Below are 23,377 nucleotides of genomic sequence, written 5' to 3' on the forward strand. Positions count from 1 at the left end.
CGGATAGCGTTCGTCAGGTGAATTACCTGCGGCCCGTGCACGGCGACGCCCCTGTCGTCATCGAGGCGCTGCGGGAGTGGCTCTCGGCGGCCGACGAGCCGGCGCCGCTGGTGGTCGAGACTTCCGGCTCGACGGGTCGTCCGAAGCGGGTCGCGCTGTCGCGGCGCGCGGTGCTGGCCTCCGTCGCCGCGTCGGCGCGCCGGCTCGGTGCCGAGGGCCGGTGGCTGCTCGCGCTGCCCATCTCGTACGTCGCGGGGCTCCAGGTCGCCTGCCGCTCGCTCGTGGCGGGGTTCGACCCGGTCGTGGTGGACGGCCTTGGTTTCGAGACGGCGCTGCGTGGTCTCGATACGCCGCTCGTTCCTCGCGGCTACTCCACCGAGGCGACAGTCCCGCTGTTCACCTCACTCGTGCCCACGCAGCTGCACCGGCTGCTCGACGACCCCGCCGAGACGGCGGCCCTCGCGAGCCTGCACACCGTGCTGCTCGGCGGCGGCCCGGTCGATCCCGGCCTCAGGCGTCGCGCCGAGGCCGCCGGGATCCACGTGGTGGCGACCTATGGCGCCAGCGAGACCGCCGGCGGGTGCGTCTACGACGGCCTCCCGCTCGACGGCGTCGCCCTCGCGCTCGGCACCGACGGGCGCATCCGGATCGGCGGGCCCACCCTCTTCGAGGGCTACGTGGACGACCCGGAGCTCACCGCGCAGACCCTCGTCGACGGGTGGTACGTCACCTCCGACGCCGGCCGTCTCGACGAGGACGGCCGGCTGCACGTCCTCGGCCGCGTCGACGACGTCGTCATCTCGGGCGGGGTCAACGTGCCCCTGCCGGCGGTGGCCGCGCGGCTGCGCCAGCACCCGGCGGTCGAGCACGCCGAGGTGCTCGGTGTGCCCGACGAGGAGTGGGGGCAGCGGGTCGTCGCGTTCGTCGTGCCGTCCACCCGATGGTCGAGTAGTGCCGAGGAAAGAGGCGCGTATCGAGACCACCTCCGGTCCTGGGTGGCCGACGCACATCCGCGTTCATGGGCGCCCCGGCAGGTCGTCGTACTCGACGCGCTGCCGCTCCTCCCCAACGGCAAGCCCGACCGCCGCCGGCTCGAGGAGCTGGCGCGGTGACCCTGCACGTGTTCTCGATCCCGCTGCGCACCCGCTTCCGTGGGATCACCGTCCGCGAGGGCGTGCTGCTGCGCGGGGAGGCCGGGTGGGGCGAGTGGAGCCCGTTCCTGGAGTATGACCCCGACGTCGCGCGACCCTGGCTGGCCTGCGCCGAGGAGGCCGCCGCTGGGGACTGGCCCCAGCCCGTCCGTGACCGGGTGCCGGTCAACGTGACCGTGCCGGCCACCGACCCCGAGCACGCCCACCGCATCGTGCGGTCCGGCGGCTGCACGACGGCGAAGGTCAAGGTCGCCGAGACCGGCCAGACGCTCGCCGACGACGAGGCGCGGCTCGAAGCGGTCCGTGACGCGCTCGGCCGCGACGGCCTGGTGCGGATCGACGCCAACGGCGCCTGGGGTGTCGACGAGGCGGTCCGGGCGATCGCCCTGCTCGACCGCGCTGCGGGCGGCCTGGAGTACGCCGAGCAGCCGTGCGCCTCGGTCGAGGAGCTCGCGGCCGTGCGCCGACGGGTCGACGTGCCGGTCGCGGCGGACGAGTCGATCCGCCGCGCCGCCGACCCCTACCGTGTGCGCGACCTCGAGGCGGCCGACATCGCCGTCCTCAAGGTGCAGCCCCTCGGCGGCGTGCGCGCCTGCCTCCGGATCGCCGAGGACATCGGCCTGCCGGTGGTGGTCTCCAGCGCCGTCGAGTCGAGCGTCGGCATCGCCGCCGGCGTCGCGCTCGCGGCCGCGCTGCCCGAGCTGCCGCACGCCTGCGGCCTCGCGACCGTCCAGCTGCTCTCCGACGACCTCGTGACCGCGCCGCTGCTGCCCGTCGACGGGGCCTTGCCGGTCACCCGCCCGGACGTCGACCCGGCTGCCCTCGCCCGGCTCGCGGCCGCCCCCGAGCGGGTGGACCACTGGCAACGCCGGCTCGCCGCCGTACGGCAGGATCGCCCCTCGTGAACCCCTCCACCGAGCTCGCGCGCGCCGTCGTCACCGCCCTTCTCCAGGCCGGGGTCACCGACGTCGTGGTCTCGCCGGGGTCGCGCAACGCGCCGCTCTCCTTCGCCGTGTACGACGCGGCGCAGGCCGGCCTGCTGCGGCTGCACACCCGGGCCGACGAGCGGACGGCCGGCTTCCTCGCGCTGGGCCTGGCCAAGGTCACCGGGCGGCCGGCCGCCGTGATGTGCACGAGCGGCACGGCGGTCGCCAACCTGCACCCCGCAGCGCTCGAGGCGCGCCATGCCGGCGTCCCCCTGGTGCTCGTGACCGCCGACCGCCCTGCGCGGCTCAGGGGGACCAGTGCCAACCAGACCACCGACCAGGTGCGGATCGTCCCGGGCATCGACTTCCTCGACATCACGACCGGCACCGTCGACGAGATCGGCGGCCTCCTCGCAGCCTGGGACGCTCCCGTGCACCTCAACGTCCAGCTCGACGAGCCGCTGGTGCCCGACGACCGGTGGCAGCCCTCGCCGATGGACCGCCTCGAGCCGCACCGCCAGCGCGGCGAGCCGGTCGAGGTGCCGCCCGGGCCGCTCACCGTGGTCGTCGCCGGCGACGACGCAGGCCCCCCTGCACGCACGCTCGCCGAGGCCGGCGGTTGGCCGCTGCTCGCCGAGCCGACGAGCGGATCGCGGACCGGAGCGGTTGCCGTCCGCACCTACCGGCTCCTCCTCGACGGCGACCTCGGCCGCCGCATCCAGCGCGTCGTGGTCGCCGGTCATCCGACGTTGTCCCGACCGGTCGCCCGGCTGCTCGCCCGTGAGGACGTGGAGATCTGGGACGTCGAGGGCGACGGGCTGTGGCGCGAGCGCCCGTTCCGGGTCGACCGGGCCGTGGCCGCGGCGACGACGCCGGCCAGAGACGACCACGCCTGGCTCGACGAGTGGCGCGCCGCGGACGCCTCGCTCGGCCGCCAGCTCGACGCCCTGCTGGCCGGCGAGCCCGACCTCACGCCGTACGAGGTGGCCGGTGCGGTGGCCCGTGCGCTGCCCGCGGGCGGCCTGCTGTGGGTGGGGGCCTCGAGCCCGATCCGCGACCTCGACCTGATGGTGCCGCGCTACCGCGTCGGCGACCGGCGCAAGGTCGTCGCCAACCGCGGCCTCGCCGGCATCGACGGCACGGTGTCGAGCGCGATCGGCGCCGCGCTGGGCCGCCCGCACTCCTCGCGGGCGCTGGCGCTGATGGGCGACGTCACCTTCCTCCACGACATGACGGGCCTGGTGCTCGGCCCGCGCGAGGCCCGGCCGGACCTCACGATCGTGGTCGTCAACGACGACGGCGGCTCGATCTTCTCGATGCTCGAGCAGGGCGCGGAGGAGCACGCCGAGCAGTACGACACCCTCTTCGGCACCCCCCACGGGGTCGACGTCGCGAGCCTGTGTGCCGCGACCCGCACGCCCCACCTGCGCGTGACCAGCCTCCCCGAGCTCGACCAGGCCCTCGCCTCGCCCAACGGCGGCATCGAGGTGGTCGAAGCCGTCGTACGCCGCGACACGCGGCGCGCCCTCGACGCGCGGATCCGCGCGCTGCGGCCCTAGCGGCCGGCCGGGGGGCGCTGCGCCGACACCTCGCGGAAGGTGGCGCCGAGGAGCCGAGGCCGACCCTGCTCGGGCAGGTGCAGCAGCCCGGTGGCCAGGTGGGCGTAGCGCAGCGTGCTGCCGTCGACGACGCGCAGGGCGCGCCACTGCGGGGACCAGCCCACCCGGAACGCCTTCTTGCCGTGCAGCGACGTCTCGACGCGCACCGAGACCAGGGCCAGGTGGCCGTCGGCGGTCGCCACCACCTCGGGATCGGGCCCGAACGCCTCGGCGGCAGCCTCCACCGAGGACAGGACCGGGCTCTCGGACAGCTCCGTCAGGTGGCCCCGCCACTCGGTGCTCGCGGCGTCGACGTCGAGGCCGCTGCCCCGGCCGTCCGCCAGCCACGCGGCCCAGGTCTCCCGGGCCGACAGGACGGCCGCGCGCACCTCGCGCTCGGCCGGCCGAGCGGCCTTGCCGGGATCGGGGAGGCTGCGGGCGGGCACGAGGGTGCTGGCCTCGAGCAGCCACGGCGCCGTCACGGAGTAGCGCCGGAACTGCTGCACCACGACCTGACGGCCGTCCGTGCCGTCGGGCCGGGCGGCCACGACCGCCCACATCGGATAGGAGTCCAGCCGAGGGGCATAGACAGCGACCGGCGTGTGCGTGACCTGCTGCGGGGGGCGTCGCGAGGTCGCCCGCAGGTAGTCGGCACCGAAGGCGTCGGCCGCGAGCGCAGCGCCCCGCTCGACCTGCTCCCAGTCGGGAGTACGACGCGGGTGCCGCGCCAGTGCGCGCAGCACCGCGTTGTGCCGCCGGTCCCACGACGCGTAGAGGTCAGTCGCCTGCTCGAGGGTGAGCGCGATCTTCGTGCTGGCCGTGAGCTCCGACTGGTGCCGCACCGGCAGGGCCTCGCAGCCCGCGAGTGCCACCACCACGACCGCCGCCGTGGCGGCACGCGCGGCGGTCCTGCGAGTGCCCGCTTGCCGCCGGCCGCGTGGAGCCTTGCGGCGCCCCTCGGCTCGCCGCTTCGGGGCGGAGGCGGCCCCGGGCGGGGACGGGGCGTGCCGTCGTCCGGCCACGCGCCGCCGGCCGAGCCGGAGGAGCAGCTCGACGCCGAGCACCAGCAGCAGGGCACCGACGGCGGCGACGGCCAGGGCCGCCCGCCAGACGCCGGCCACGGTCACGGCGAAGGAGATGGTGGTGGGCCCGACCCCGCCCAGCGGCGCGATCACCCACTGCAGCCCGGCGTCGTGACGGTCGAGGGCGAGCTCCTGCCGGTCGCGGCCGCGCTGCCGCAGCTCCCAGAAGCCCGCCTGCTCGGGATGCACCTGCTCGCCGTCGCCGTCCACCTCGCGGGTCGTGGTGGAGCCCGGCGTCACCGACTCCAGCACGACGTGCTGGGTGTCGCCCACGAAGTCCTCGATGTCGACGGGGTGGGCAGTGCCGATGAACACGCCGTCCGGCGCCTCCGCGCGCAGGGTGATCCTGAGGCCGTCCCACCCGAGCAGCCCCGGAGCCGTCACCACCGGCTGCCCCTCGTCGCCCAGCGTCGCGGGCGTGCTCACGACGGTGTCGTCGGAGCCGACGTACGCCGCGACGGCAGCGCCCCCGAGCAGCCCGAGCAGCCCCACGAGGACCACCAGGGAAGTCAGCAGCCGGCGCACTCGGGGGATTATCCCTGACGTCCCAGCCGCGATCCGCCCGGGCGTCGTGGGGGCCTCCGGCTGTCACACTCTGCGCGTGGAGATCGCACTCTTCCTGGTGGCCCTCGTGGTCACGGTGCTGGCCGGCACGGCGCTCGCCGCCCGGCTCGACCTGCCCGCCCCGCTCCTGCTCATCGCCGCGGGTGTCGCCGCGACCTGGGTGCCGCACGTGCCGGAGGTGCACCTCGAGCCCGAGATCGTGCTGCTCGGCCTGCTCCCACCCCTCCTCTACGCCGCCGCGCTGCAGACCTCGCTCGTCGAGTTCAACGCCAACCGCCGGGCGATCGGCCTCCTCTCCGTCGGGCTCGTGGTCTTCACGACGGCAGGCGTCGCGGTGGTGGTGCACGCCCTGGTCCCCGGCCTCTCGTGGCCCGCGGCGTTCGCCATCGGCGCGGTCGTGGCGCCGCCCGACGCCGTGGCGGCCACCGCGATCGGCAAGCGCATCGGCCTGCCCCGCCGCGTCGTGACCATCCTGGAGGGCGAGTCGCTGCTCAACGACGCGACCGCGCTGGTGTCCCTGCGGACCGCGATCGCGGCCGGCTCGGTCGGCGTCGAGGCACTGGACGTGGGCCTCGACTTCCTGTGGGCCTCGGCCGGTGGAGCAGGGCTCGGCTTCCTCGCGTTCGTGATCGTGGCCAAGCTGCGCCACCTCGTGTCCGACCCCGTGCTGGACACCGCCATCTCCCTGGTGACGCCCTTCGCGGCGTACCTCCTCGCCGAGGAGCTCCACTCGTCCGGGGTCGTCGCCGTCGTGGTGGCGGGCCTGCTGCTCGGACACAAGGCACCGGTGATCCAGACCGCGCAGTCGCGGATCGCCGAGCGGATCAACTGGAGCACGATCGCGTTCCTCCTGGAGAACACCGTCTTCCTGCTGATCGGCCTGCAGGCGCGGTGGATCGTCGAGGACGTCGGCGACAGCGAGCTCACCGGCGGCCGGATCGCCCTCGTCTGTGCCGCCGCGCTGGTTGCCGTCGTCGTCCTGCGCCTGGTCTGGGTGTTCTTCGCCCGTTACGCGCTGGTGCGCCCCGGGGTCGATCCCGCGACCGGGGAGGTCCCACCGTGGCAGTACACCCTGCTCCTCGGCTGGGCCGGCATGCGCGGTGTGGTCACGCTGGCCGCGGCGTTCGTCATCCCCGAGGAGACCGAGCACCGAGAGGTCCTGCTGCTGATCGCGTTCACGGTGGTGGCCGGCACCCTGTTCGCGCAGGGGCTCACCCTGCCCTGGCTGGCGCGCACGCTGCGCGTGCCGTCACCCGACCCGGTCGAGGACGCGCTGGCCCGGGCGACGCTGCTGCAGCAGGCGTCCCGGGCGGGCTTCGAGGAGCTCGAGCGGCTGGAGTACGACGATCCGCACGGCGTCTTCGACCTGGTGCACCAGCGGGTGGAGCAGCGCAACTTCGCGGCCTGGGAGCAGCTGTCGACCTCCGCCGACGACGAGACCCCGAGCGAGCTCTACGCGCGCATCCGGAAGGCGATGATCGACGCCGAGCGGGCCCGGGTCCTGGAGGTACGCAGCGCCCGCACCGTCCCGAGCGAGGTGGTGCGCGACGTGCTCGCCACGCTCGACGTCGAGGAGTCGATGCTCGACGCGGTCCCCACCCGCCGGAAGGACTCGCGCGCCGCCGCGGGCACTCGCCGTCGCTCCGGTGACTCGTGCGAGCACCTCGCCGACGCCCCGGCCCTGCCGGTGAGCGACGATGTCCCGGAGTGCACGGCCTGCGTGGCCCTCGGCAGCCGGTGGGTTGCCGTGCGGCGGTGCCTGGAGTGCGGCAACCTCGGCTGCTGCGACTCCTCGCCCCACCGCCACGCGACTGCCCACTTCCAGGAGAGCCACCACCCGGTCTTCCAGTCCGCCATGCCCGGCGAGGACTGGCGGTGGTGCTACGTCGACCACGTCACCGGCTGAGCACGGCCTGAAATGCGACGATGCGCCGCCACCCCATGGGTGGCGGCGCATCGTGGCTGTTCAGCCGAAGCCGATCAGGCCTGCCAGAGGCGGATCCAGTCGACGTGCATGGTCTGCGGCAGCCTGCTGTCGCCACCGAGCTGGCTGATCTCGTAGTCCGAGGCGAGGAGGCTCAGGATCGGGAACTCGGGCTGGCCCGAGACGCCGACCTTGGTGCGCCAGGTCTCCTTGCCGTCGATGCGGAAGATGTACATGCGGGGCGTCCACTCGACGGAGAACACGTGGTAGTTCTTCGACCAGCCGTCCCTGCGGTTCTTCAGGAACGAGGTCGGGTTCTTGATCCACGAGCCGGTCTTGACGTCCTGGCCCTTGCTGTTCTTCGAGTAGATGAAGCTGGTGAGGCCACCCTGCGGGTGCTTGTCACCGAAGTACTCGATCACGTCGATCTCGGCACCGGTCAGCTTGGGGTTGGTGGCCCCGGCGACCGACGCGGCGGGCTGCATCCAGAAGCCGCCGTGCTGGCCGCGGCGCTTGTGCGTCTTGATGCGCGCGGCGGCGAAGCCGTACTTGATCGAGACGTGGCCCTCGGCGCCGATGTGGCCGTTGACGCGATAGGCGTACCTACCGGTGGACCTGCCGTCCTTCTTCGCGACGCACTTGTCGCTGCGGGCGGGGTCCTTCATCACGCTCAGGTGCACCGCGCCGCCGCTCACCTTGACGGCGGCCGGGGAGGCCTTGGAGCAGGCTCGCAGGCTCTCGGGGGAGTAGTCGGTCGCGCGGTGGCTCCACTGCGCGCCGAGGGTGCTGCCGGAGAACTCGTCGGTCCAGCTCGGGCTCAGCCAGCGCTGGGTGCTGACCGACTTGCTGGTCACCTTGCCGAGGCCCTTGTAGGGCAGGCCGACCACGCGGTAGTCGATCGCCTTGCCGTTCTTGGAGGCCTTCGCCGCGAACTCGAAGCGGCCCTTGCTGTTCTGCCTGGTCTTGCTGACCGTCCTCCACTTGCTGCCGGACTTCATCTGCAGCTGGGCGGGGCGGCCGACCTTGGCGGGCTTGATCGTGGCGGTGATGCCGGCCTTGGCGCTGTTGGCGCTGGCCTCACCCTTGCCCTGCTGGACGATCTGAGGCAGTGCCTGCAGCTTGACGCGCTGCTTGGCCTGCCGGGCACTCGTGGTCACGGTCGTGTCGTCGCTGGCGGAGCTCGCCTCGGTGGCGATCACCAGCGATGCGGGCATCAGCAGTGCGGCCAGGCTTGTGGCCAGCACGCGGCGTCCAGACATCTAGATTCTCTCTTCGTTCGGGTGCGGTTGTCTTCCCCCAGGCATGTGCAACCCATCGGAGGGCCCAAACACCTTAACCGCGCGTGTGGCACATCTCCCAAGGAACACCTCAATGGGGGCGAGCCAGGCCCTGCCATGAGCGGACGACGTGTGACACAGGTCATGACGCAGGAGCCGCGGACCTACGCTGGGGGCATGCGGATCACGAAGTTCGGACACGCGTGCGTCCGGTTCGAGCACGGCGACGCCGCCGTCGTGGTCGATCCCGGGGTGTACACCGACCCCGCGGCCCTTGCCGGAGCGACCGCCGTGCTCATCACGCACGAGCACCCCGACCACTACCACCCGGACCACCTGCGCTCGGTCGACGTGCCCGTGTGGACGATCGGCGCGGTCGCGGACCGGCTCCGCGAGGACGCGCCCGACGTGGCGGAGCGGGTCACCGTGGTGGCGCCGGGCGAGCGCTTCGAGGCCGGGCTGCCGGTGACCGCGGTCGGCGAGCTGCACGCCGTCATCCACCCGGAGTTCCCGCGCTTCCACAACAGCGGCTACCTGCTGGAGCTCGGCGACGTGCGGGCCTACCACCCCGGTGACGCCCTGACGCCCCCCGGCACCGACGTCGACCTCCTCTGCCTGCCGGTCAGCGCCCCGTGGCTGAAGGCCTCGGAGGCGATCGACTTCGCCCGCGACGTCGGCGCCCCCCGCAACCTCGCCATCCACGACCGGATCTACTCCGAGGCGGGCCTCGGCATCATCGACGGCCACCTGGACAAGTTCCTGCCCCCGGCCGGCCAGCGCTACGAGCGGCTTGCGGACGGCACCGACGTCGCCTGGTGAGCTTCGAGACGGCGCCGCCCCGCCTCCTCGACCGCCGGGCAAGTTGTCAGTCGGTGCCGAGTGCGTCGCGCACGGGCACGAACTTGGCCTGCGACTCCGCCAGCTCGGCCTCGGGGTCCGAGTCGGCCACGATGCCGCATCCGGCGAACAGTCGCACCGTCGCGCCGTCGACCTCGCCGGAGCGCAGCGCGATGCCCCACTCGCCGTCGCCGCTCGCGTCCATCCAGCCGACCGGCCCGGCGTACCTGCCGCGCGGCATGCCCTCGATCTCACCGATCAGGGCGACGGCGTCGGGCGTGGGCGTCCCACCGACGGCGGCGCTGGGGTGCAGTGCCTCGGCGAGCTGCAGCGAGGAGACCGTGGCCGCGTCGTGCACGACGCCGTTCACGTCGGTGGCCAGGTGCATCACGTTCGGCAGGTGCAGGACGAACGGGGCCTCCGGCACGTTCATCGACGAGCAGTGCGGCTCCAGCGCGTCGGCGACCGAGCGCACGGCGTACTCGTGCTCCTCGAGGTCCTTCGACGAGCGGGCGAGCGTCGCGGCGAGCGCCAGGTCTCGCTCGTCGTCACCGGTGCGGCGGATCGTCCCGGCCAGCACCCGCGACGTCACCAGGCCCCGCTCGCGGCGCACCAGCATCTCCGGCGTCGCGCCGAAGAGCCCGTCGACGTGGAAGGTCCAGCACATCGAGTAGTCCTCGGCCAGTCGTCGCAGGGGCCACCGGACGTCGACCGGGGCGCTGGCGACGGCCAGGAGGTCGCGGGCGAGGACGACCTTCTCGAGGGTGCCTTCGCTGATCCGCCCGACGGCGTCAGCGACGACCGTCATCCACTCCTCCCCGTTGCGCGCGCCGTCGGAGAAGACCAGGTCGCGCGGCGGCGCGGGCGGCGCCACCGGCGTGGGGAGCGGTACGTCGTCGCCCACCGTGGTCACCCACGAGCGACCGCCGCGGTGGCCGACCACGACGCGGGGCACGACGAGCACCGAGTCGCCGGGGTCGTCGGCGAACGCGAAGGAGCCGAACGCCACCAGCCCGGTGCCCGGCTCCATCGCCTCGTCGTGCACCGTGGCGCGGGCCGTCGTCTCGGCCCACCACTTGTCGGCGTCACGGAAGCGGGTCGGCCCACTGGTGCGCACCCTCGCGGCCACGCCCCAGCCGACCAGGCCCTCGCCTCGACGCAGCCAGGTCAGCGGCGACTCCGCGGGGAGGAGGTCGAGCAGGGACTGCCCGAGCGTAGGATCCACCAACCGGGTGCGCACGACCAGCGGTTCGCCGGCAGCCGGTGTGGTCACGGGGCTCGTCACGGGGCGGAGCCTACGCTGGGGGTGCCGGGGCCTGTTCAGGACCAGTAGATGATGACCCGGTCACCGATCCGGACGCGGTCGAAGAGCCACCGGATGCCCGCGTAGTCGCGGACGTTGACGCAGCCGTGCGACGCGCCGTTGTAACCGGTCGCCGCGAAGTCGGGGGAGTAGTGCACCGCCTGCCCGCCGGAGAAGAACATCGCGTAGGGCATCGGGGTGTCGTAGAGGCTGCTCACGTGGTCACGGGACTTGCGGTAGACGGCGAACGAACCCTCCCGGGTCGGCAGCTCGTCGCTGCCGAAGCGGACGTCGAAGCCCTCGAGCACCTTGCCGTCCACCACCCAGCGCAGCGACCTGGACGTCTTGTCGATGCAGAGCACGCGACCGGTCGTGCACCGAGGGTCGAGCCGCGGGCCGGACGGCACGATGTTGAACAGCTCGGCCTTCGTGGGCTCACGGGTCATCGCGTGCAGGCGGTCCAGGGTGCGGCGGTCGACCTCGCCCGTGACCGGGATCCGTCGCTTCTTCTGGAAGCCCTTCACGGCGGCGACGGTCGAGTCGCCGTAGTCGCCGGTGACCTTGCCGTCGTACCACCGCACCTGCTTGAGGCGGGCCTGCAGCTGGCGCACCTTCCACCCGCTGTCCCCGGGCTTCAGGATCGCGGGGCCGGGCGTGTAGACGTTGTGCAGCGCCTCCGTCGTGGGCTTCTCGGTCACCGCGACGAGCTTGCGCCAGGTGCGCTTGTCGACGCGTCCGGTGACCTCCCAGGCGCGGCGGGCCTGGAACGTGCGTACGCCGGCGCGGGTGGCCGCGTCGAAGCGGCTCGTGATGACCTCCGAGTGGAGGCCGAGCTGGTGGAGGCGGCTCTGCAGCACCCGGACCCGCCAGCCGGTGTCGCCGTAGCGCATCACCTCGAAGCGGTCGCCGGCCGACGCCGTCGCCGAGGCGGCAGGGACGGCCGTGAGGGCCGGCGCCGCCAGGCAGGCCAGCACGAGGAACGCGATCGCCACGGCGCGGAGCCTGGGCGCGAGCATTGAGCTGTCGGGCACGGTGGTCTCCCCATATGACGACGATGTCCGGCCTCGTCGAGCATAACGACGCACGACCGCCCGTCCGGGTTGCCTCCGGGACTCGGGACGAGCGGACGGGTCGCCTCCCACTAGGCTCGAGCGGTGGCCCGAGCAGACCTGGACAAGCAGCCGAGCGACGTGCGTCGCATGTTCGACACCGTGGCCAAGCGCTACGACGTGACCAACGACGTGCTGTCGCTGGGGCAGGACCGGCGGTGGCGCAAGGTCGTGCTGGACGCCGTCGACCCGCGGCCCGGCGACCGCGTCCTCGACCTGGCCGCCGGCACCGGCACCTCCAGTGAGCCGTTCGCCGACCGCGGCGCGCTCGTCGTGCCGTGCGACTTCTCCCTCGGGATGCTCGGGGTCGGCAAGGCCGCGCGGCCGCAACTGCCCTTCACCGCGGGTGACGGCACCCGCCTGCCGTTCCGCGACGGCACCTTCGACGCGGTCACCATCTCCTTCGGCCTGCGCAACATCGTCGACCCACTCGCGGGACTGCGCGAGATGCGCCGGGTCACCCGCCCGGGCGGCCGGCTGGTCGTCTGCGAGTTCAGCCACCCGACGTGGGCGCCCTTCCGCACGGCCTACGTCGAGTACCTGATGCGGGCCCTGCCGCCGATCGCGCGGGCGGTGTCCTCCGCCCCGGACGCCTACGTCTACCTGGCCGAGTCGATCCGCGCCTGGCCCGACCAGCAGGGCCTCGCCGACCTGGTCGCGGAGGCCGGCTGGGGCAGCGTCGAGTGGCGCAACCTGAGTGCCGGCATCGTCGCGCTGCACCGCGCCGTAGCCGAGGAGTGAGCCGGAGGTAGGCCGAGCTCGCGAGGTCCTGCCGGAGGCGCAATCAGCACCCCGCAAGGGCCTGACGCGCCGCCGTACGACCCACGCGTGACGCGCGACACGTCGAGTCCTAGACTGTGGGCCGCGCCCCCAAGTGAAGAGGTTCACAAGGTCACATGGCGGGCGTGTAGCGGCACCGCGTGGACGTTGGTGACGAGGAAGGATCGGCATGGAGCTCTACACGCCAGTGCTGGCGCTGGCCCTCCTCGCGGCGGGCTTCGCGATCTTCTCGGTCGTGGTGAGTGCGCTCACCGGACCGAAGCGCTACAACCGGGCCAAGCTCGACTCCTACGAGTGCGGCATCGAGCCGACGCCCCAGCCGGTCGGCGGTGGCCGCTTCCCGGTGAAGTACTACATCACCGCGATGATGTTCATCGTCTTCGACATCGAGATCATCTTCCTCTACCCGTGGGCCGTGCACTTCGACGCCATGGGGCTCTTCGGGCTGATCGAGATGGTGCTGTTCATCGCGACCGTGTTCGTGGCCTACGCCTACGTGTGGCGCCGCGGCGGACTGGACTGGGACTGATCTGACATGGGTCTTGAGGAGAAGCTCCCGAGCGGAGTGCTGCTGACCACCGTCGAGGGGGTCGCGGGCTACATGCGCAAGGCCTCCTTCTGGCCAGCGACGTTCGGCCTGGCCTGCTGCGCCATCGAGATGATGACGTCCGGTGGCCCGAAGTACGACCTCGCCCGCTTCGGCATGGAGGTCTTCCGGGCGAGCCCGCGCCAGGCCGACCTGATGATCGTCGCGGGCCGGGTGAGCCAGAAGATGGCGCCGGTCCTCCGGCAGATCTACGACCAGATGGCCGAGCCGAAGTGGGTGCTCGCCATGGGCGTGTGCGCCAGCAGCGGCGGCATGTTCAACAACTACGCGATCGTCCAGGGCGTCGACCACATCGTCCCCGTGGACATGTACCTGCCCGGCTGCCCGCCGCGGCCGGAGATGCTGATCGACGCGATCCTCAAGCTCCACGACCAGGTGCAGCACGGCAAGCTCGGCAGCAACCGCCACGCCCAGATCGAGCAGCTGGAGACCGACGCCCTGCGCGCCCTCCCCACCTCGGAGATGAAGGGCCTGCTTCGGTGAATGACGACAAGCCCATGGGCGACAAGCCCCTCGACGACCTTGCGCAGGGGCGGCCCAGCCCGGTGAGCGAGGGCGACAGTGACAAGCGCGAGACGGTCCAGCAGCCGGCGCCCTCGCAGTCGCCGGAGAACGTCCCGGTCTCGACGGCCTTGACCAGCGAGGGGACGGAGGTGCGCGTCGTCGGCGTACGCACCGGCATGTTCGGCGTCCGCGGCCCCGGCGACACCTCCGGCTACGGCGGGCTCGTCAAGCCGGTCGTCTTCCCCGGCGCGACGCAGCGTCCGTACGGCGGATGGTTCGACGAGGTCGCGGACGCGCTCGAGGCCAGGCTGGCCCAGACCGAGCTCACCGCGGCCATCGAGCAGGTCGTCGTCCACCGCGGAGAGATCACCTTCCACGTCCGCCGCGAGGACCTCCCGTTCGTCGCCCAGATGCTGCGCGACGACGAGGCCCTGCGCTTCGAGTTCTGCTCCGGCGTCAGCGGTGTCCACTACCCCGAGGACACCGGCCGCGAGCTGCACGCCGTCTACCACCTGCTCTCGATGACCCACAACCGGCGGATCCGCGTGGAGGTCAGCGTTCCCGACGCCGACCCGCACGTGCCGTCGCTCGTGAGCGTCTACCCGACCCTCGACTGGCACGAGCGCGAGACGTGGGACATGTTCGGGATCGTCTTCGACGGCCACCCCGCGCTCACCCGCATCCTGATGCCCGACGACTGGCCGGGCCATCCGCAGCGCAAGGACTATCCCTTGGGCGGCGTCCCCGTGGAGTACAAGGGCGGCTCCGTGCCGCCGCCGGACCAGCGGAGGTCCTACAACTGATGGCAACGACCACCTCGACCAGCGAAGGCTCCCAGGACTTCTACGCCGACCCGAGCGACACCAGCCAGGGCCGGGTCTTCACGGTGACCGGTCAGGACTGGGACTCCATCTCCCAGGGCCTCGGCGACCAGGCCGAGGAGCGCGTGGTCGTCAACATGGGTCCCCAGCACCCGTCGACGCACGGCGTGCTCCGGCTGATCCTCGAGCTCGAGGGCGAGACGGTGACCGAGGCCCGCTGCGGCATCGGCTACCTGCACACGGGCATCGAGAAGAACATGGAGTACCGCTCCTGGGTGCAGGGCACGACGTTCTGCACGCGGATGGACTACCTCGCGCCCTTCCACAACGAGCTCACCTACGCGCTCGGCGTGGAGCGGCTACTCGACATCGAGGAGCAGGTGCCCGAGAAGGCCCAGGTCATGCGGGTGTTGCTCTCCGAGCTCAACCGGATCTCCTCCCACCTGGTCTGCATCGCCACCGGTGGCATGGAGATCGGCGCCCTGACGGTGATGACCATCGGCTTCCGCGAGCGCGAGCTGGTCCTCGACCTGTTCGAGCTGATCACCGGGCTGCGGATGAACCACGCCTTCATCCGGCCGGGCGGTGTCGCCCAGGACCTGCCGCCGGGCGCGCTCGACGAGATCCGCGACTTCGTGGCGCTGATGAAGAAGCGGCTGCCGGAGTACGCCGCGCTCTGCAACGCCAACCCGATCTTCAAGGCCCGCCTCGAAGGCGTCGGCCACCTCGACCTGGCCGGGTGCCTGGCGCTCGGGCTGTCCGGCCCGCCGCTCCGCTCCGCGGGCTACCCGTGGGACCTGCGCAAGACGCAGCCCTACTGCGGCTACGAGGACTACGACTTCGACGTGATCACCTGGGACACCGCGGACTCCTACGGCCGGTTCCGGGTGCGGCTCGCGGAGATGCACGAGTCGCTCCGCATCGTCGAGCAGTGCGCCGACCGGCTCGCCGGGCTGGAGGGCGCGCCCGTGATGGTGGCCGACAAGAAGATCGCCTGGCCCAGCCAGCTCTCGATCGGCTCCGACGGCATGGGCAACTCCCTCGACCACATCCGCCACATCATGGGCGAGTCGATGGAGGCGCTGATCCACCACTTCAAGCTGGTGACCGAGGGCTTCCGGGTCCCTGCGGGCCAGGCCTACGTGCCGGTCGAGTCGCCCCGCGGCGAGCTGGGCGCCCACGTCGTCTCCGACGGCGGCACCCGACCGTTCCGCGCCCACTTCCGTGACCCGTCGTTCACCAACCTCCAGGCGACGAGCGTGATGAGCGAGGGCGGCATGGTCGCCGACGTCATCGTGGCGATCGCCAGCATCGACCCCGTGATGGGAGGCGTCGACCGATGACCCGACCGAGCCGAGCGAGGCACGAGCGAGCGACCGAGGGGGCGATTCAGGGATGAGCCCGCTGCCACCTGACCGCTTCACCGAGGACGAGACCGGTCTCACCGAGCAGACCTGGAGGGAGCTGCGCCAGATCGCGGCCCGATACCCGCAGGCCCGCTCCGGCCTGTTGCCGATGCTCCACCTCGTGCAGTCCGCGGAGGGCCGGATCACGCCCGAGGGCATCGAGGCCTGCGCCGAGATCCTCGGCCTCAGCGCTGCCGAGGTCAACGGCGTCGCGACGTTCTACACGATGTTCAAGCGCAAGCCCGTGGGCGACTACCACGTCGGCGTCTGCACCAACACGCTGTGCGCGGTGATGGGCGGCGACGCGATCTTCGCCCGGCTCAAGGAGCACCTCGGGGTCGGCAACGACGAGACGAGCGAGGACGGGAAGATCACCCTCGAGCACATCGAGTGCAACGCGGCCTGCGACTACGCGCCGGTGATGATGGTCAACTGGGAGTTCATGGACAACCAGACGCCGGAGTCCGCGGTGCAGGTCGTCGACGAGCTGCGGGCCGGCAAGGAGGTCCACTCGACACGAGGTCCGCGCCTGTGCACGTGGCGGGAGGCCGAGCGCGTGCTCGCCGGGTTCCCCGACGACCGCGCGGACGAGGGTCCGGCGGCCGGGCCGGCATCCCTGGTCGGGCTCGGGATCGCCCGCGAGCGGGGCTGGACCGCCCCCGAGGCCGGTGCCTCCAAGGCCGTCCAGCCCACGGAGGAGACCAAGTGACCCACATCCTGACCCCTGTCCTGACCGACAACTGGGACCAGGACCGGTCCTGGACGCTGGCCGCCTACGAGGACCGCGGCGGCTACTCGGCGGCGCGCAACGCGCTCACGATGGCCCCAGACGACATCATCAGCGCGGTCAAGGACTCCGGCCTGCGTGGCCGCGGCGGCGCCGGCTTCCCGACCGGCATGAAGTGGGGCTTCATCCCCCAGGACAACCCCAAGCCGAAGTACCTCGTCGTCAACGCCGACGAGTCCGAGCCGGGCACCTGCAAGGACATCCCGCTCATGATGGCCAGCCCGCACACCCTGGTCGAGGGCGTCATCATCAGCTCCTACGCCATCCGGGCCAACCACGCGTTCATCTACATCCGTGGCGAGGTCCTCCACGTCATCCGCCGCGTGCAGCGCGCGGTCCAGGAGGCCTACCTCGCCGGACACCTCGGCAAGAACATCCACGGCTCCGGCTACGACCTCGACATCGTCGTCCACGCCGGCGCCGGCGCCTACATCTGCGGCGAGGAGACCGCCCTGCTGGAGGGCCTCGAGGGCCGCCGAGGCCAGCCCCGCCTGCGTCCGCCGTTCCCCGCGGTCGCCGGCCTCTACGCCAGCCCGACGGTGATCAACAACGTCGAGTCGATCGCCTCCGTGCCGAGCATCATCGGCAACGGTGCCGACTGGTTCGCCTCGATGGGGACCGAGAAGTCCAAGGGCTTCGGCATCTTCAGCCTCTCCGGCCACGTCACCCGTCCCGGTCAGTACGAGGCGCCGCTGGGCATCACCCTGCGGCAGCTCATCGAGCTGGCCGGCGGCATGCGCGAGGGCCACGAGCTGAAGTTCTGGACCCCGGGGGGCTCGAGCACGCCCCTGCTCACGCCCGAGCACCTCGACGTACCCCTCGACTTCGAGGGGGTCGGCGCGGCCGGCTCCATGCTCGGCACCCGGGCCCTGCAGCTCTTCGACGAGACCACGTGCGTGGTGCGCGCGGTGCTGCGCTGGACGGAGTTCTACAAGCACGAGTCGTGCGGCAAGTGCACCCCGTGCCGTGAGGGCACGTGGTGGCTGGTGCAGACGCTCGCCCGCCTGGAGGACGGCGAGGGCAGCGAGGCCGACCTCGACATGCTGCTCGACCAGTGCGACAACATCCTGGGCCGCTCATTCTGCGCGCTCGGCGACGGCGCGACGAGCCCGATCTCCAGCTCCATCAAGTACTTCCGCGACGAATACCTCGCTCACCTCGAGCACGGTGGCTGCCCGTTCGACCCCGCCGCGTCGACGGTCTTCGCCACGACGGGAGCCACGGCATGACGACCACGCCCGAGAAGACCAGGACCGAGATGGCGCAGACCGACCTGGTCTCACTGACCATCGACGGGATCCAGGTCAGCGTCCCCAAGGACACCCTGGTGATCCGCGCCGCCGAGCAGATCGGCGTGCAGATCCCGCGCTTCTGCGACCACCCGCTGCTGGCGCCCGTCGGTGCGTGCCGGCAGTGCCTGGTCGACGTACCGGACGCGGGCAACGGCCGGCCCATCCCCAAGCCCCAGGCCTCCTGCACCCTCCCGGTCGCCGAGGGCATGGTGGTCAACACGCAGGCCACCAGCCCGGCCGCCGACAAGGCGCAGCAGGGCGTGATGGAGTTCCTGCTCATCAACCACCCGCTCGACTGCCCGGTGTGCGACAAGGGCGGCGAGTGCCCCCTGCAGAACCAGGCGCTGTCCAACGGGCGGGGAGAGTCCCGGTTCGAGGGCGTCAAGCGCACGTTCCCCAAGCCGATCAACATCTCCGCGCAGGTGCTTCTCGACCGTGAGCGGTGCGTGCTCTGCGCCCGGTGCACCCGCTTCTCCGAGCAGATCGCCGGTGACCCCTTCATCGCCCTCGCCGAGCGCGGCGCCCTCCAGCAGGTCGCGATCTACGAGCGCGAGCCGTTCGAGTCCTACTTCTCCGGCAACACGATCCAGATCTGCCCGGTCGGTGCGCTGACCTCGGCCGAATACCGCTTCCGCTCGCGCCCCTTCGACCTCGTCTCCACGCCGGGCGTGGCCGAGCACGACGCCTGCGGCGCCGCCATCCGCGTCGACCACCGTCGTGGCAAGGTGATGCGTCGCCTCGCCGGCGACGACCCGGAGGTCAACGAGGAGTGGATCAGCGACAAGGACCGGTTCGCCTTCCACTACGCGCAGCAGTCCGACCGGATCACCTACCCGATGGTCCGCGACGACGACGGCCAGCTGCGGCCGGCCTCCTGGCCGGAGGCCTTCGCGGTCGCCGCCCGCGGGCTCCAGGCCGCGGGCGGAGTCGGCGTCCTGACCGGCGGGCGGCTCACCGCCGAGGACGCCTACGCCTACGCGAAGTTCGCCCGCGTGTCGCTCGGCACCCACGACATCGACTTCCGGTCGCGCCCGCACACCGCGGAGGAGGCGTCCTTCCTGGCCGCGCACGTCGCCCTGTCGGGTGAGGTGTCGTACGCCGACCTCGAGAGCGCCTCGGTCGTCGTGCTCGCCGGGCTCGAGCCCGAGGACGAAGCCGCCACGATCTTCCTGCGCCTGCGCAAGGCGGCACGCGCCGGCAGGACCAAGGTCGTCTCGATCGCCCCCTACACCTCCCGTGGCCTCGCCAAGATGCACGGCCGGCTCATCCGCACCGCCCCCGGCGGCGAGGCCGACGCGCTGGCCGCCCTCGCCTCGGACGGGGAGACGGCGCTGGACACAGGCGGCGTGATCCTGGTGGGCGAGCGGCTCGCCGCGACGCACGGCGCGCTGACGACCGCCGTCGAGCTGGCCCGCACCACTGGGGCCAGGCTCGCCTGGGTGCCGCGTCGCGCGGGGGACCGAGGTGCGGTCGAGGCCGGCTGCCTGCCGGTGCTGCTGCCCGGAGGCCGCCCCGTCTCGGACCCGTCGGCGCGGGTCGACGTGGCCGCTGCCTGGGGCACCGACTCGCTGCCCGAGGCTCCCGGACGCGACGGCGACGCGATCATCGCCGCGCTGGCCAAGGGCCAGCTCGGCGGACTCGTCGTGGGCGGAGTCCACCCCGACGACACCCGTGACCCGGCCGCCTTCCGTGCCGCCCTCGACGCCGCGCCCTTCGTGGTCAGCCTCGAGCTGCGCCACACCGACGTGACCCGGGCGGCCGACGTGGTGTTCCCGGTCGCCCCGGTCACCGACAAGGCCGGCACCTTCGTGACCTGGGAGGGCCGGCCGCGCCCGTTCGAGGCTGCCTTCTCCAACCCCGGCTCGCTGCCGGACCTGCGGATCCTCGCGGGCATCGCCGAGGAGCTCGAGCTGCTCGGCACCGGCCGGTCGCTCGGCTTCCGCACCGTCCCGGAGGTCCGTGCCGAGATGGAGCAGCTCGGCCCGTGGGACGGCCCCCGACCCGCCATGGACGCCGGCAAGCCGCCGCGCACGCCCAGGGCGAAGCCGGGCTCGCTGGCGCTGGCCACCTGGAAGCAGCTGATCGACCTCGGCTCGATGCAGGACGGCGACCCCTACCTGCGGGAGACCGCCCGCAAGCCGGTCGCCCGCGTCGCGCAGGCGACGTACGACGAGCTGGCCGGCGCGACCGCCGGCGAGCCGAACGCGACGCTCACCGGCGACCGCGGTGCGGTCACCCTGCCGCTCGAGGTCGCCGACCTGCCCGAGGGCGTGGTCTGGGTGCCCGCCAACTCGTTCGGGCTCGGCGTGCTGGCCGACCTCGCGTCGCCCGGCTCCCCGGTCACCCTGAAGGCTGCCAAGAAGGAGGGCACGCGATGACGCCGCTCGCGCTCGGGGTGCTGCCCCTGGTCGACGACCTGTCGGCATTCGGCAAGGACCCCTGGTGGCTGATCCTGGTCAAGACCCTGCTGATCTTCCTGGTCCTGGTGCTGCTGACGCTGTTCAACATCTGGCTGGAGCGCCGCGTCGTGGCCCGGATGCAGCACCGCATCGGTCCCAACGTGCACGGCCCCTTCGGCCTCCTGCAGTCGCTGGCCGACGGCGTCAAGCTGGCGCTGAAGGAGGACATCATCCCGAAGGCCGCCGACAAGGTGGTCTTCGTCCTCGCGCCCGTGATCGCCACCATCCCGGCGTTCGTCACGTTCTCGGTGATCCCCTTCGGGCCCGTGGTCGACCTGCCCTTCACCGACCGCACCACACCGCTGCAGCTGACCGACATGCCGGTCGCGGTGCTCTTCGTGATGGCGATCGCCTCGATCGGCATCTACGGCATCGTGCTCGGCGGCTGGTCCTCCGGCTCGACCTACTCCCTGCTCGGCGGCCTGCGCTCGAGCGCCCAGATGATCTCGTACGAGGTCGCGATGGGCCTCGCGCTCGTCGCCGTCTTCCTCTACGCCGGCTCGATGTCGACCTCGGAGATCGTGGCCGCCCAGGCCAGCACCCGCTCGTTCGACCTGCTCGGCCTCGACGTGCCGATCCCCGGCTGGTTCGCGTTCCTGCTGCTGCCCTCGTTCGTCATCTACGTCATCTCGATGGTCGGCGAGACCAATCGTGCGCCCTTCGACCTCCCCGAGGCCGAGGGGGAGCTGGTCGGCGGCTTCCACACCGAATACTCCAGCCTCAAGTTCGCGCTGTTCTTCCTGGCCGAATACATCAACATGGCGACCGTGTCCGCGCTGGCCACGACGCTGTTCCTCGGCGGCTGGCGGGCTCCCTGGCCGATCTCGATCTGGGACGGCGCCAACGAGGGCTACTGGCCGCTGCTGTGGTTCTTCGGCAAGGTCCTGCTCTTCATCTTCTTCTTCATCTGGCTCCGCGGCTCGCTGCCCCGCCTGCGCTACGACCAGTTCATGGCGTTCGGCTGGAAGCGCCTGATCCCGATCTCGCTGGCCTGGATCGTGGCCGTGGCGACGATCCGGGTGGTGTCCACCGGCGAGGCGATCGACCGCTCCTACGTGCTCGGCGCGATCGGCGTGCTCCTGGCGCTCTTCGTCGTGCTGTTCTTCGTCGGCGACCGGACGGCCGAGGAGAAGACGCCCGAGCGCGAGGAGCCCCAGGCCCCGGTCGACGCGTTCGCCGGCGGCTTCCCCGTGCCGCCCCTGCCCCCGGGTGGCCCCGTGCGCGGTGCCGCGCGCCCGCTGACCTTCGCCGATCGGCGTACCACCGTCGGCACCACCAGCGAGGGAGACAACGAGTGAGCGAGCCCAAGACCCTCAAGGAACAGTTCTGGGACCCGGTCGCCGGGTTCGGCGTGACCTTCCGGACGATGTTCAAGAAGGTGGTCACGGAGCAGTACCCCTTCGAGAAGCTGCCCACCGCCCCGCGGTTCCACGGGCGGCACCAGCTCAACCGCTGGCCCGACGGGCTGGAGAAGTGCATCGGCTGCGAGCTGTGCGCCTGGGCGTGCCCGGCGGACGCCATCTACGTCGAGGGCGCCTCCAACACCGAGGAGGAGCGGTTCTCCCCCGGGGAGCGCTACGGCCGCGTCTACCAGATCAACTACCTGCGCTGCATCCTGTGCGGCCTGTGCATCGAGGCGTGCCCGACCCGCGCGCTGACGATGACCAACGAGTACGAGCTCGCCGACGACAACCGGGCCGACCTGATCTACGAGAAGTCCGACCTGCTGGCCCCGCTGCTCCCCGGCATGGAGCAGCCGCCACACCCGATGCGGGCCGGCGCCACCGAGCGCGACTACTACCGCGGCGCCGTCGGCACGGGTGAGGGGAGCGCATCGTGACCTTCTGGATCCTCGCGCCCGTGATGGTGGCCGCCGCCCTCGGCATCCTGTTCGTCCGCAAGGCCGTGCACGCGGCCCTGCTGCTCGCCGTCGTGATGACGAGCCTCGCGGTGCTCTACGCCGTGCTCGAGGCGCCGTTCCTCTTTGCCGTCCAGATCATCGTCTACACCGGCGCCATCCTGATGCTCTTCCTCTTCGTGCTGATGCTCGTGGGCGTCGACGCCTCCGACTCGGTGGTGGAGACGATCCGTGGCCAGCGGGTGCTGGCGGCGCTCGGTGGCCTGCTGCTCGGCGCGCTCCTGGTCGTCGCCCTGAGCCAGGTCTCCCTCGGCACTGCGGTCGGCCTGGAGTCCGCCAACGAGGGCGGCAACATCCAGCAGCTCGCCAACATCCTGTTCTCGCGCTACGTCTTCGCCTTCGAGGCCACCAGCGCGTTGCTCATCACCGCGGCGATCGGCGCGATGGTGCTGGCACACCGCGAGCGCCTCACGCCCAAGGAGGGCCAGGCCGCCCTCGCCGCCCGGCGGATGCGCGACTACGCCGAGACCGGCAAGCACCCCGGCCCGCTGCCCGCGCCCGGCGTCTACGCGCGCCACAACGCCGTCGACACCCCGGCCCTGCTCCCCGACGGCACCGCCTCGGAGCTGTCGGTCAACCGGGTGCTCGCCGCCCGCGGCACCGTCCGCTCGGCCCCGGCCCTGGCCGACGACATCGACGAGGTGCGCAAGCAGCTCGGCGTCGACCCGACCGAGATGCCCGAGCGGTCCGGCAAGTCCTCGGCACCCGCCACCACCACGGAGGACGTCAAGTGACCCAGTACGTCGTCCTGTCCGCGATCCTCTTCACGATCGGCTGCGTGGGCGTGCTGACCCGGCGCAACGCCATCGTCGTCTTCATGTGCGTCGAGCTGATGCTCAATGCCTGCAACCTCGCCTTCGTCGCCTTCGCGAAGCAGCACGGCAACCTCGACGGCCAGGTCGCCGCCTTCTTCGTGATGGTGGTCGCCGCCGCCGAGGTCGTGGTCGGGCTCGCCATCATCATGACCATCTTCCGCACCCGTCGCTCGGCCTCGGTCGACGACGCGAGCCTGCTGAAGTACTGAGGGGACTG

21 protein-coding genes are annotated in these 23,377 nt (G+C 72.0%); 17 read left to right on the forward strand and 4 right to left on the reverse strand.

Annotation, left to right across the window (positions count from 1 at the left end; all coding sequences use genetic code 11):
* Positions 1-17 precede the first annotated feature (17 nt).
* The 3 genes from DDE18_RS13780 to menD are packed head-to-tail and all read left to right on the forward strand — an operon-like array spanning position 18 to position 3,636.
* Positions 18-1,112: an AMP-binding protein gene (locus DDE18_RS13780; RefSeq protein WP_245916695.1), complete on the forward strand. Its 1,095-nt coding sequence runs from the start codon at positions 18-20 to the stop codon at positions 1,110-1,112.
* Positions 1,109-2,056: an o-succinylbenzoate synthase gene (locus DDE18_RS13785; protein WP_211754544.1), complete on the forward strand. Its 948-nt coding sequence runs from the start codon at positions 1,109-1,111 to the stop codon at positions 2,054-2,056. Before DDE18_RS13780 ends, DDE18_RS13785 begins: the two co-directional genes overlap by 4 nt.
* Positions 2,053-3,636 (forward strand): 2-succinyl-5-enolpyruvyl-6-hydroxy-3-cyclohexene-1-carboxylic-acid synthase, encoded by a 1,584-nt coding sequence (menD, locus tag DDE18_RS13790; RefSeq protein WP_116572820.1) that lies wholly within the window; start codon positions 2,053-2,055, stop codon positions 3,634-3,636. The genes DDE18_RS13785 and menD overlap by 4 nt, the downstream gene beginning before the upstream one ends.
* Here menD and DDE18_RS13795 read toward each other — a convergent pair.
* Positions 3,633-5,282, reverse strand: coding sequence for a hypothetical protein (locus tag DDE18_RS13795; RefSeq protein WP_116572821.1), 1,650 nt, complete (start codon positions 5,280-5,282; stop codon positions 3,633-3,635). The genes menD and DDE18_RS13795 overlap by 4 nt on opposite strands.
* A gap of 76 nt (positions 5,283-5,358) precedes the next feature.
* On the opposite strand from DDE18_RS13795, the gene DDE18_RS13800 reads away from it, so the two are divergent.
* Positions 5,359-7,227: a Na+/H+ antiporter gene (locus tag DDE18_RS13800; RefSeq protein ID WP_116572822.1), complete on the forward strand. Its 1,869-nt coding sequence runs from the start codon at positions 5,359-5,361 to the stop codon at positions 7,225-7,227.
* Positions 7,228-7,301: 74 nt separating this feature from the next.
* Here DDE18_RS13800 and DDE18_RS13805 read toward each other — a convergent pair whose 3' ends face one another.
* On the reverse strand, positions 7,302-8,504 hold the full coding sequence (locus DDE18_RS13805) for a glycoside hydrolase family 16 protein (RefSeq protein WP_116572823.1): 1,203 nt from the start codon (positions 8,502-8,504) through the stop codon (positions 7,302-7,304).
* A gap of 195 nt (positions 8,505-8,699) precedes the next feature.
* Here DDE18_RS13805 and DDE18_RS13810 point away from each other — a divergent pair, with 195 nt between their 5' ends.
* The gene (locus DDE18_RS13810; protein WP_116572897.1) at positions 8,700-9,341 is read left to right on the forward strand and encodes an MBL fold metallo-hydrolase; all 642 of its coding nucleotides are present in this window, start codon (positions 8,700-8,702) and stop codon (positions 9,339-9,341) included.
* A 46-nt stretch (positions 9,342-9,387) separates the two neighbouring features.
* Here the strand turns inward: DDE18_RS13810 and DDE18_RS13815 are convergent, their stop codons facing one another.
* Both DDE18_RS13815 and DDE18_RS13820 read right to left on the reverse strand, forming a co-directional pair.
* Positions 9,388-10,644, reverse strand: a complete 1,257-nt coding sequence (locus tag DDE18_RS13815) for an isochorismate synthase (protein ID WP_245916697.1) — start codon at positions 10,642-10,644, stop codon at positions 9,388-9,390.
* Between the two features lie 35 nt (positions 10,645-10,679).
* Complete coding sequence (locus DDE18_RS13820; RefSeq protein WP_245916698.1) at positions 10,680-11,693, reverse strand: L,D-transpeptidase family protein; 1,014 nt, start codon at positions 11,691-11,693, stop codon at positions 10,680-10,682.
* 123 nt (positions 11,694-11,816) lie between these two features.
* Between DDE18_RS13820 and DDE18_RS13825 the strand changes: the two genes are divergently transcribed.
* The 12 genes from DDE18_RS13825 (at position 11,817) to nuoK (ending at position 23,369) form a co-directional block, all read left to right on the forward strand.
* Positions 11,817-12,512: a demethylmenaquinone methyltransferase gene (locus tag DDE18_RS13825; RefSeq protein ID WP_116572825.1), complete on the forward strand. Its 696-nt coding sequence runs from the start codon at positions 11,817-11,819 to the stop codon at positions 12,510-12,512.
* Positions 12,513-12,720: 208 nt separating this feature from the next.
* Positions 12,721-13,080 carry an NADH-quinone oxidoreductase subunit A gene (locus tag DDE18_RS13830; protein ID WP_116572826.1) on the forward strand — a complete coding sequence of 120 codons (360 nt, stop codon included), beginning with the start codon at positions 12,721-12,723 and terminating at the stop codon, positions 13,078-13,080.
* A gap of 6 nt (positions 13,081-13,086) precedes the next feature.
* On the forward strand, positions 13,087-13,641 hold the full coding sequence (locus tag DDE18_RS13835; RefSeq protein WP_116572827.1) for a NuoB/complex I 20 kDa subunit family protein: 555 nt from the start codon (positions 13,087-13,089) through the stop codon (positions 13,639-13,641).
* A gap of 14 nt (positions 13,642-13,655) precedes the next feature.
* On the forward strand, positions 13,656-14,465 hold the full coding sequence (locus DDE18_RS13840; RefSeq protein WP_116572828.1) for an NADH-quinone oxidoreductase subunit C: 810 nt from the start codon (positions 13,656-13,658) through the stop codon (positions 14,463-14,465).
* A complete protein-coding gene (locus DDE18_RS13845; RefSeq protein ID WP_116572829.1) occupies positions 14,465-15,826 on the forward strand; it encodes an NADH-quinone oxidoreductase subunit D in 1,362 nt (453 codons plus the stop codon). The genes DDE18_RS13840 and DDE18_RS13845 overlap by 1 nt, the downstream gene beginning before the upstream one ends.
* Before the next feature lie 52 nt (positions 15,827-15,878).
* Positions 15,879-16,598 (forward strand): NADH-quinone oxidoreductase subunit NuoE, encoded by a 720-nt coding sequence (gene nuoE / locus DDE18_RS13850; protein WP_116572830.1) that lies wholly within the window; start codon positions 15,879-15,881, stop codon positions 16,596-16,598.
* A complete protein-coding gene (gene nuoF, locus DDE18_RS13855; protein WP_165821153.1) occupies positions 16,595-17,905 on the forward strand; it encodes an NADH-quinone oxidoreductase subunit NuoF in 1,311 nt (436 codons plus the stop codon). The genes nuoE and nuoF overlap by 4 nt, the downstream gene beginning before the upstream one ends.
* Positions 17,902-20,346 carry an NADH-quinone oxidoreductase subunit G gene (locus DDE18_RS13860; protein WP_116572831.1) on the forward strand — a complete coding sequence of 815 codons (2,445 nt, stop codon included), beginning with the start codon at positions 17,902-17,904 and terminating at the stop codon, positions 20,344-20,346. Before nuoF ends, DDE18_RS13860 begins: the two co-directional genes overlap by 4 nt.
* A complete protein-coding gene (gene nuoH / locus DDE18_RS13865; protein WP_116572832.1) occupies positions 20,343-21,725 on the forward strand; it encodes an NADH-quinone oxidoreductase subunit NuoH in 1,383 nt (460 codons plus the stop codon). Before DDE18_RS13860 ends, nuoH begins: the two co-directional genes overlap by 4 nt.
* Positions 21,722-22,267 carry an NADH-quinone oxidoreductase subunit NuoI gene (gene nuoI / locus DDE18_RS13870; RefSeq protein ID WP_116572833.1) on the forward strand — a complete coding sequence of 182 codons (546 nt, stop codon included), beginning with the start codon at positions 21,722-21,724 and terminating at the stop codon, positions 22,265-22,267. Before nuoH ends, nuoI begins: the two co-directional genes overlap by 4 nt.
* Positions 22,261-23,079 (forward strand): NADH-quinone oxidoreductase subunit J, encoded by an 819-nt coding sequence (locus tag DDE18_RS13875; protein WP_116572834.1) that lies wholly within the window; start codon positions 22,261-22,263, stop codon positions 23,077-23,079. The genes nuoI and DDE18_RS13875 overlap by 7 nt, the downstream gene beginning before the upstream one ends.
* The gene (nuoK, locus tag DDE18_RS13880; RefSeq protein WP_116572835.1) at positions 23,076-23,369 is read left to right on the forward strand and encodes an NADH-quinone oxidoreductase subunit NuoK; all 294 of its coding nucleotides are present in this window, start codon (positions 23,076-23,078) and stop codon (positions 23,367-23,369) included. The genes DDE18_RS13875 and nuoK overlap by 4 nt, the downstream gene beginning before the upstream one ends.
* The last annotated feature ends 8 nt before the right edge of the window (positions 23,370-23,377 follow it).

The organism is Nocardioides gansuensis (assembly GCF_003076135.1).
GTDB lineage: Bacteria > Actinomycetota > Actinomycetes > Propionibacteriales > Nocardioidaceae > Nocardioides > Nocardioides gansuensis.

Excerpts from the sequence above, each read along its gene's own strand:
- DDE18_RS13805 (WP_116572823.1), bottom strand. The coding sequence starts at position 8,504 with ATGTCTGGACGCCGCGTGCTGGCCACAAGCCTGGCCGCACTGCTGATG.
- DDE18_RS13810 (WP_116572897.1), top strand. The coding sequence starts at position 8,700 with ATGCGGATCACGAAGTTCGGACACGCGTGCGTCCGGTTCGAGCACGGC.
- DDE18_RS13830 (WP_116572826.1), top strand. The coding sequence starts at position 12,721 with ATGGAGCTCTACACGCCAGTGCTGGCGCTGGCCCTCCTCGCGGCGGGC.
- DDE18_RS13835 (WP_116572827.1), top strand. The coding sequence starts at position 13,087 with ATGGGTCTTGAGGAGAAGCTCCCGAGCGGAGTGCTGCTGACCACCGTC.
- DDE18_RS13840 (WP_116572828.1), top strand. The coding sequence starts at position 13,656 with ATGGGCGACAAGCCCCTCGACGACCTTGCGCAGGGGCGGCCCAGCCCG.
- DDE18_RS13845 (WP_116572829.1), top strand. The coding sequence starts at position 14,465 with ATGGCAACGACCACCTCGACCAGCGAAGGCTCCCAGGACTTCTACGCC.
- nuoE (WP_116572830.1), top strand. The coding sequence starts at position 15,879 with ATGAGCCCGCTGCCACCTGACCGCTTCACCGAGGACGAGACCGGTCTC.
- DDE18_RS13860 (WP_116572831.1), top strand. The coding sequence starts at position 17,902 with ATGACGACCACGCCCGAGAAGACCAGGACCGAGATGGCGCAGACCGAC.
- nuoH (WP_116572832.1), top strand. The coding sequence starts at position 20,343 with ATGACGCCGCTCGCGCTCGGGGTGCTGCCCCTGGTCGACGACCTGTCG.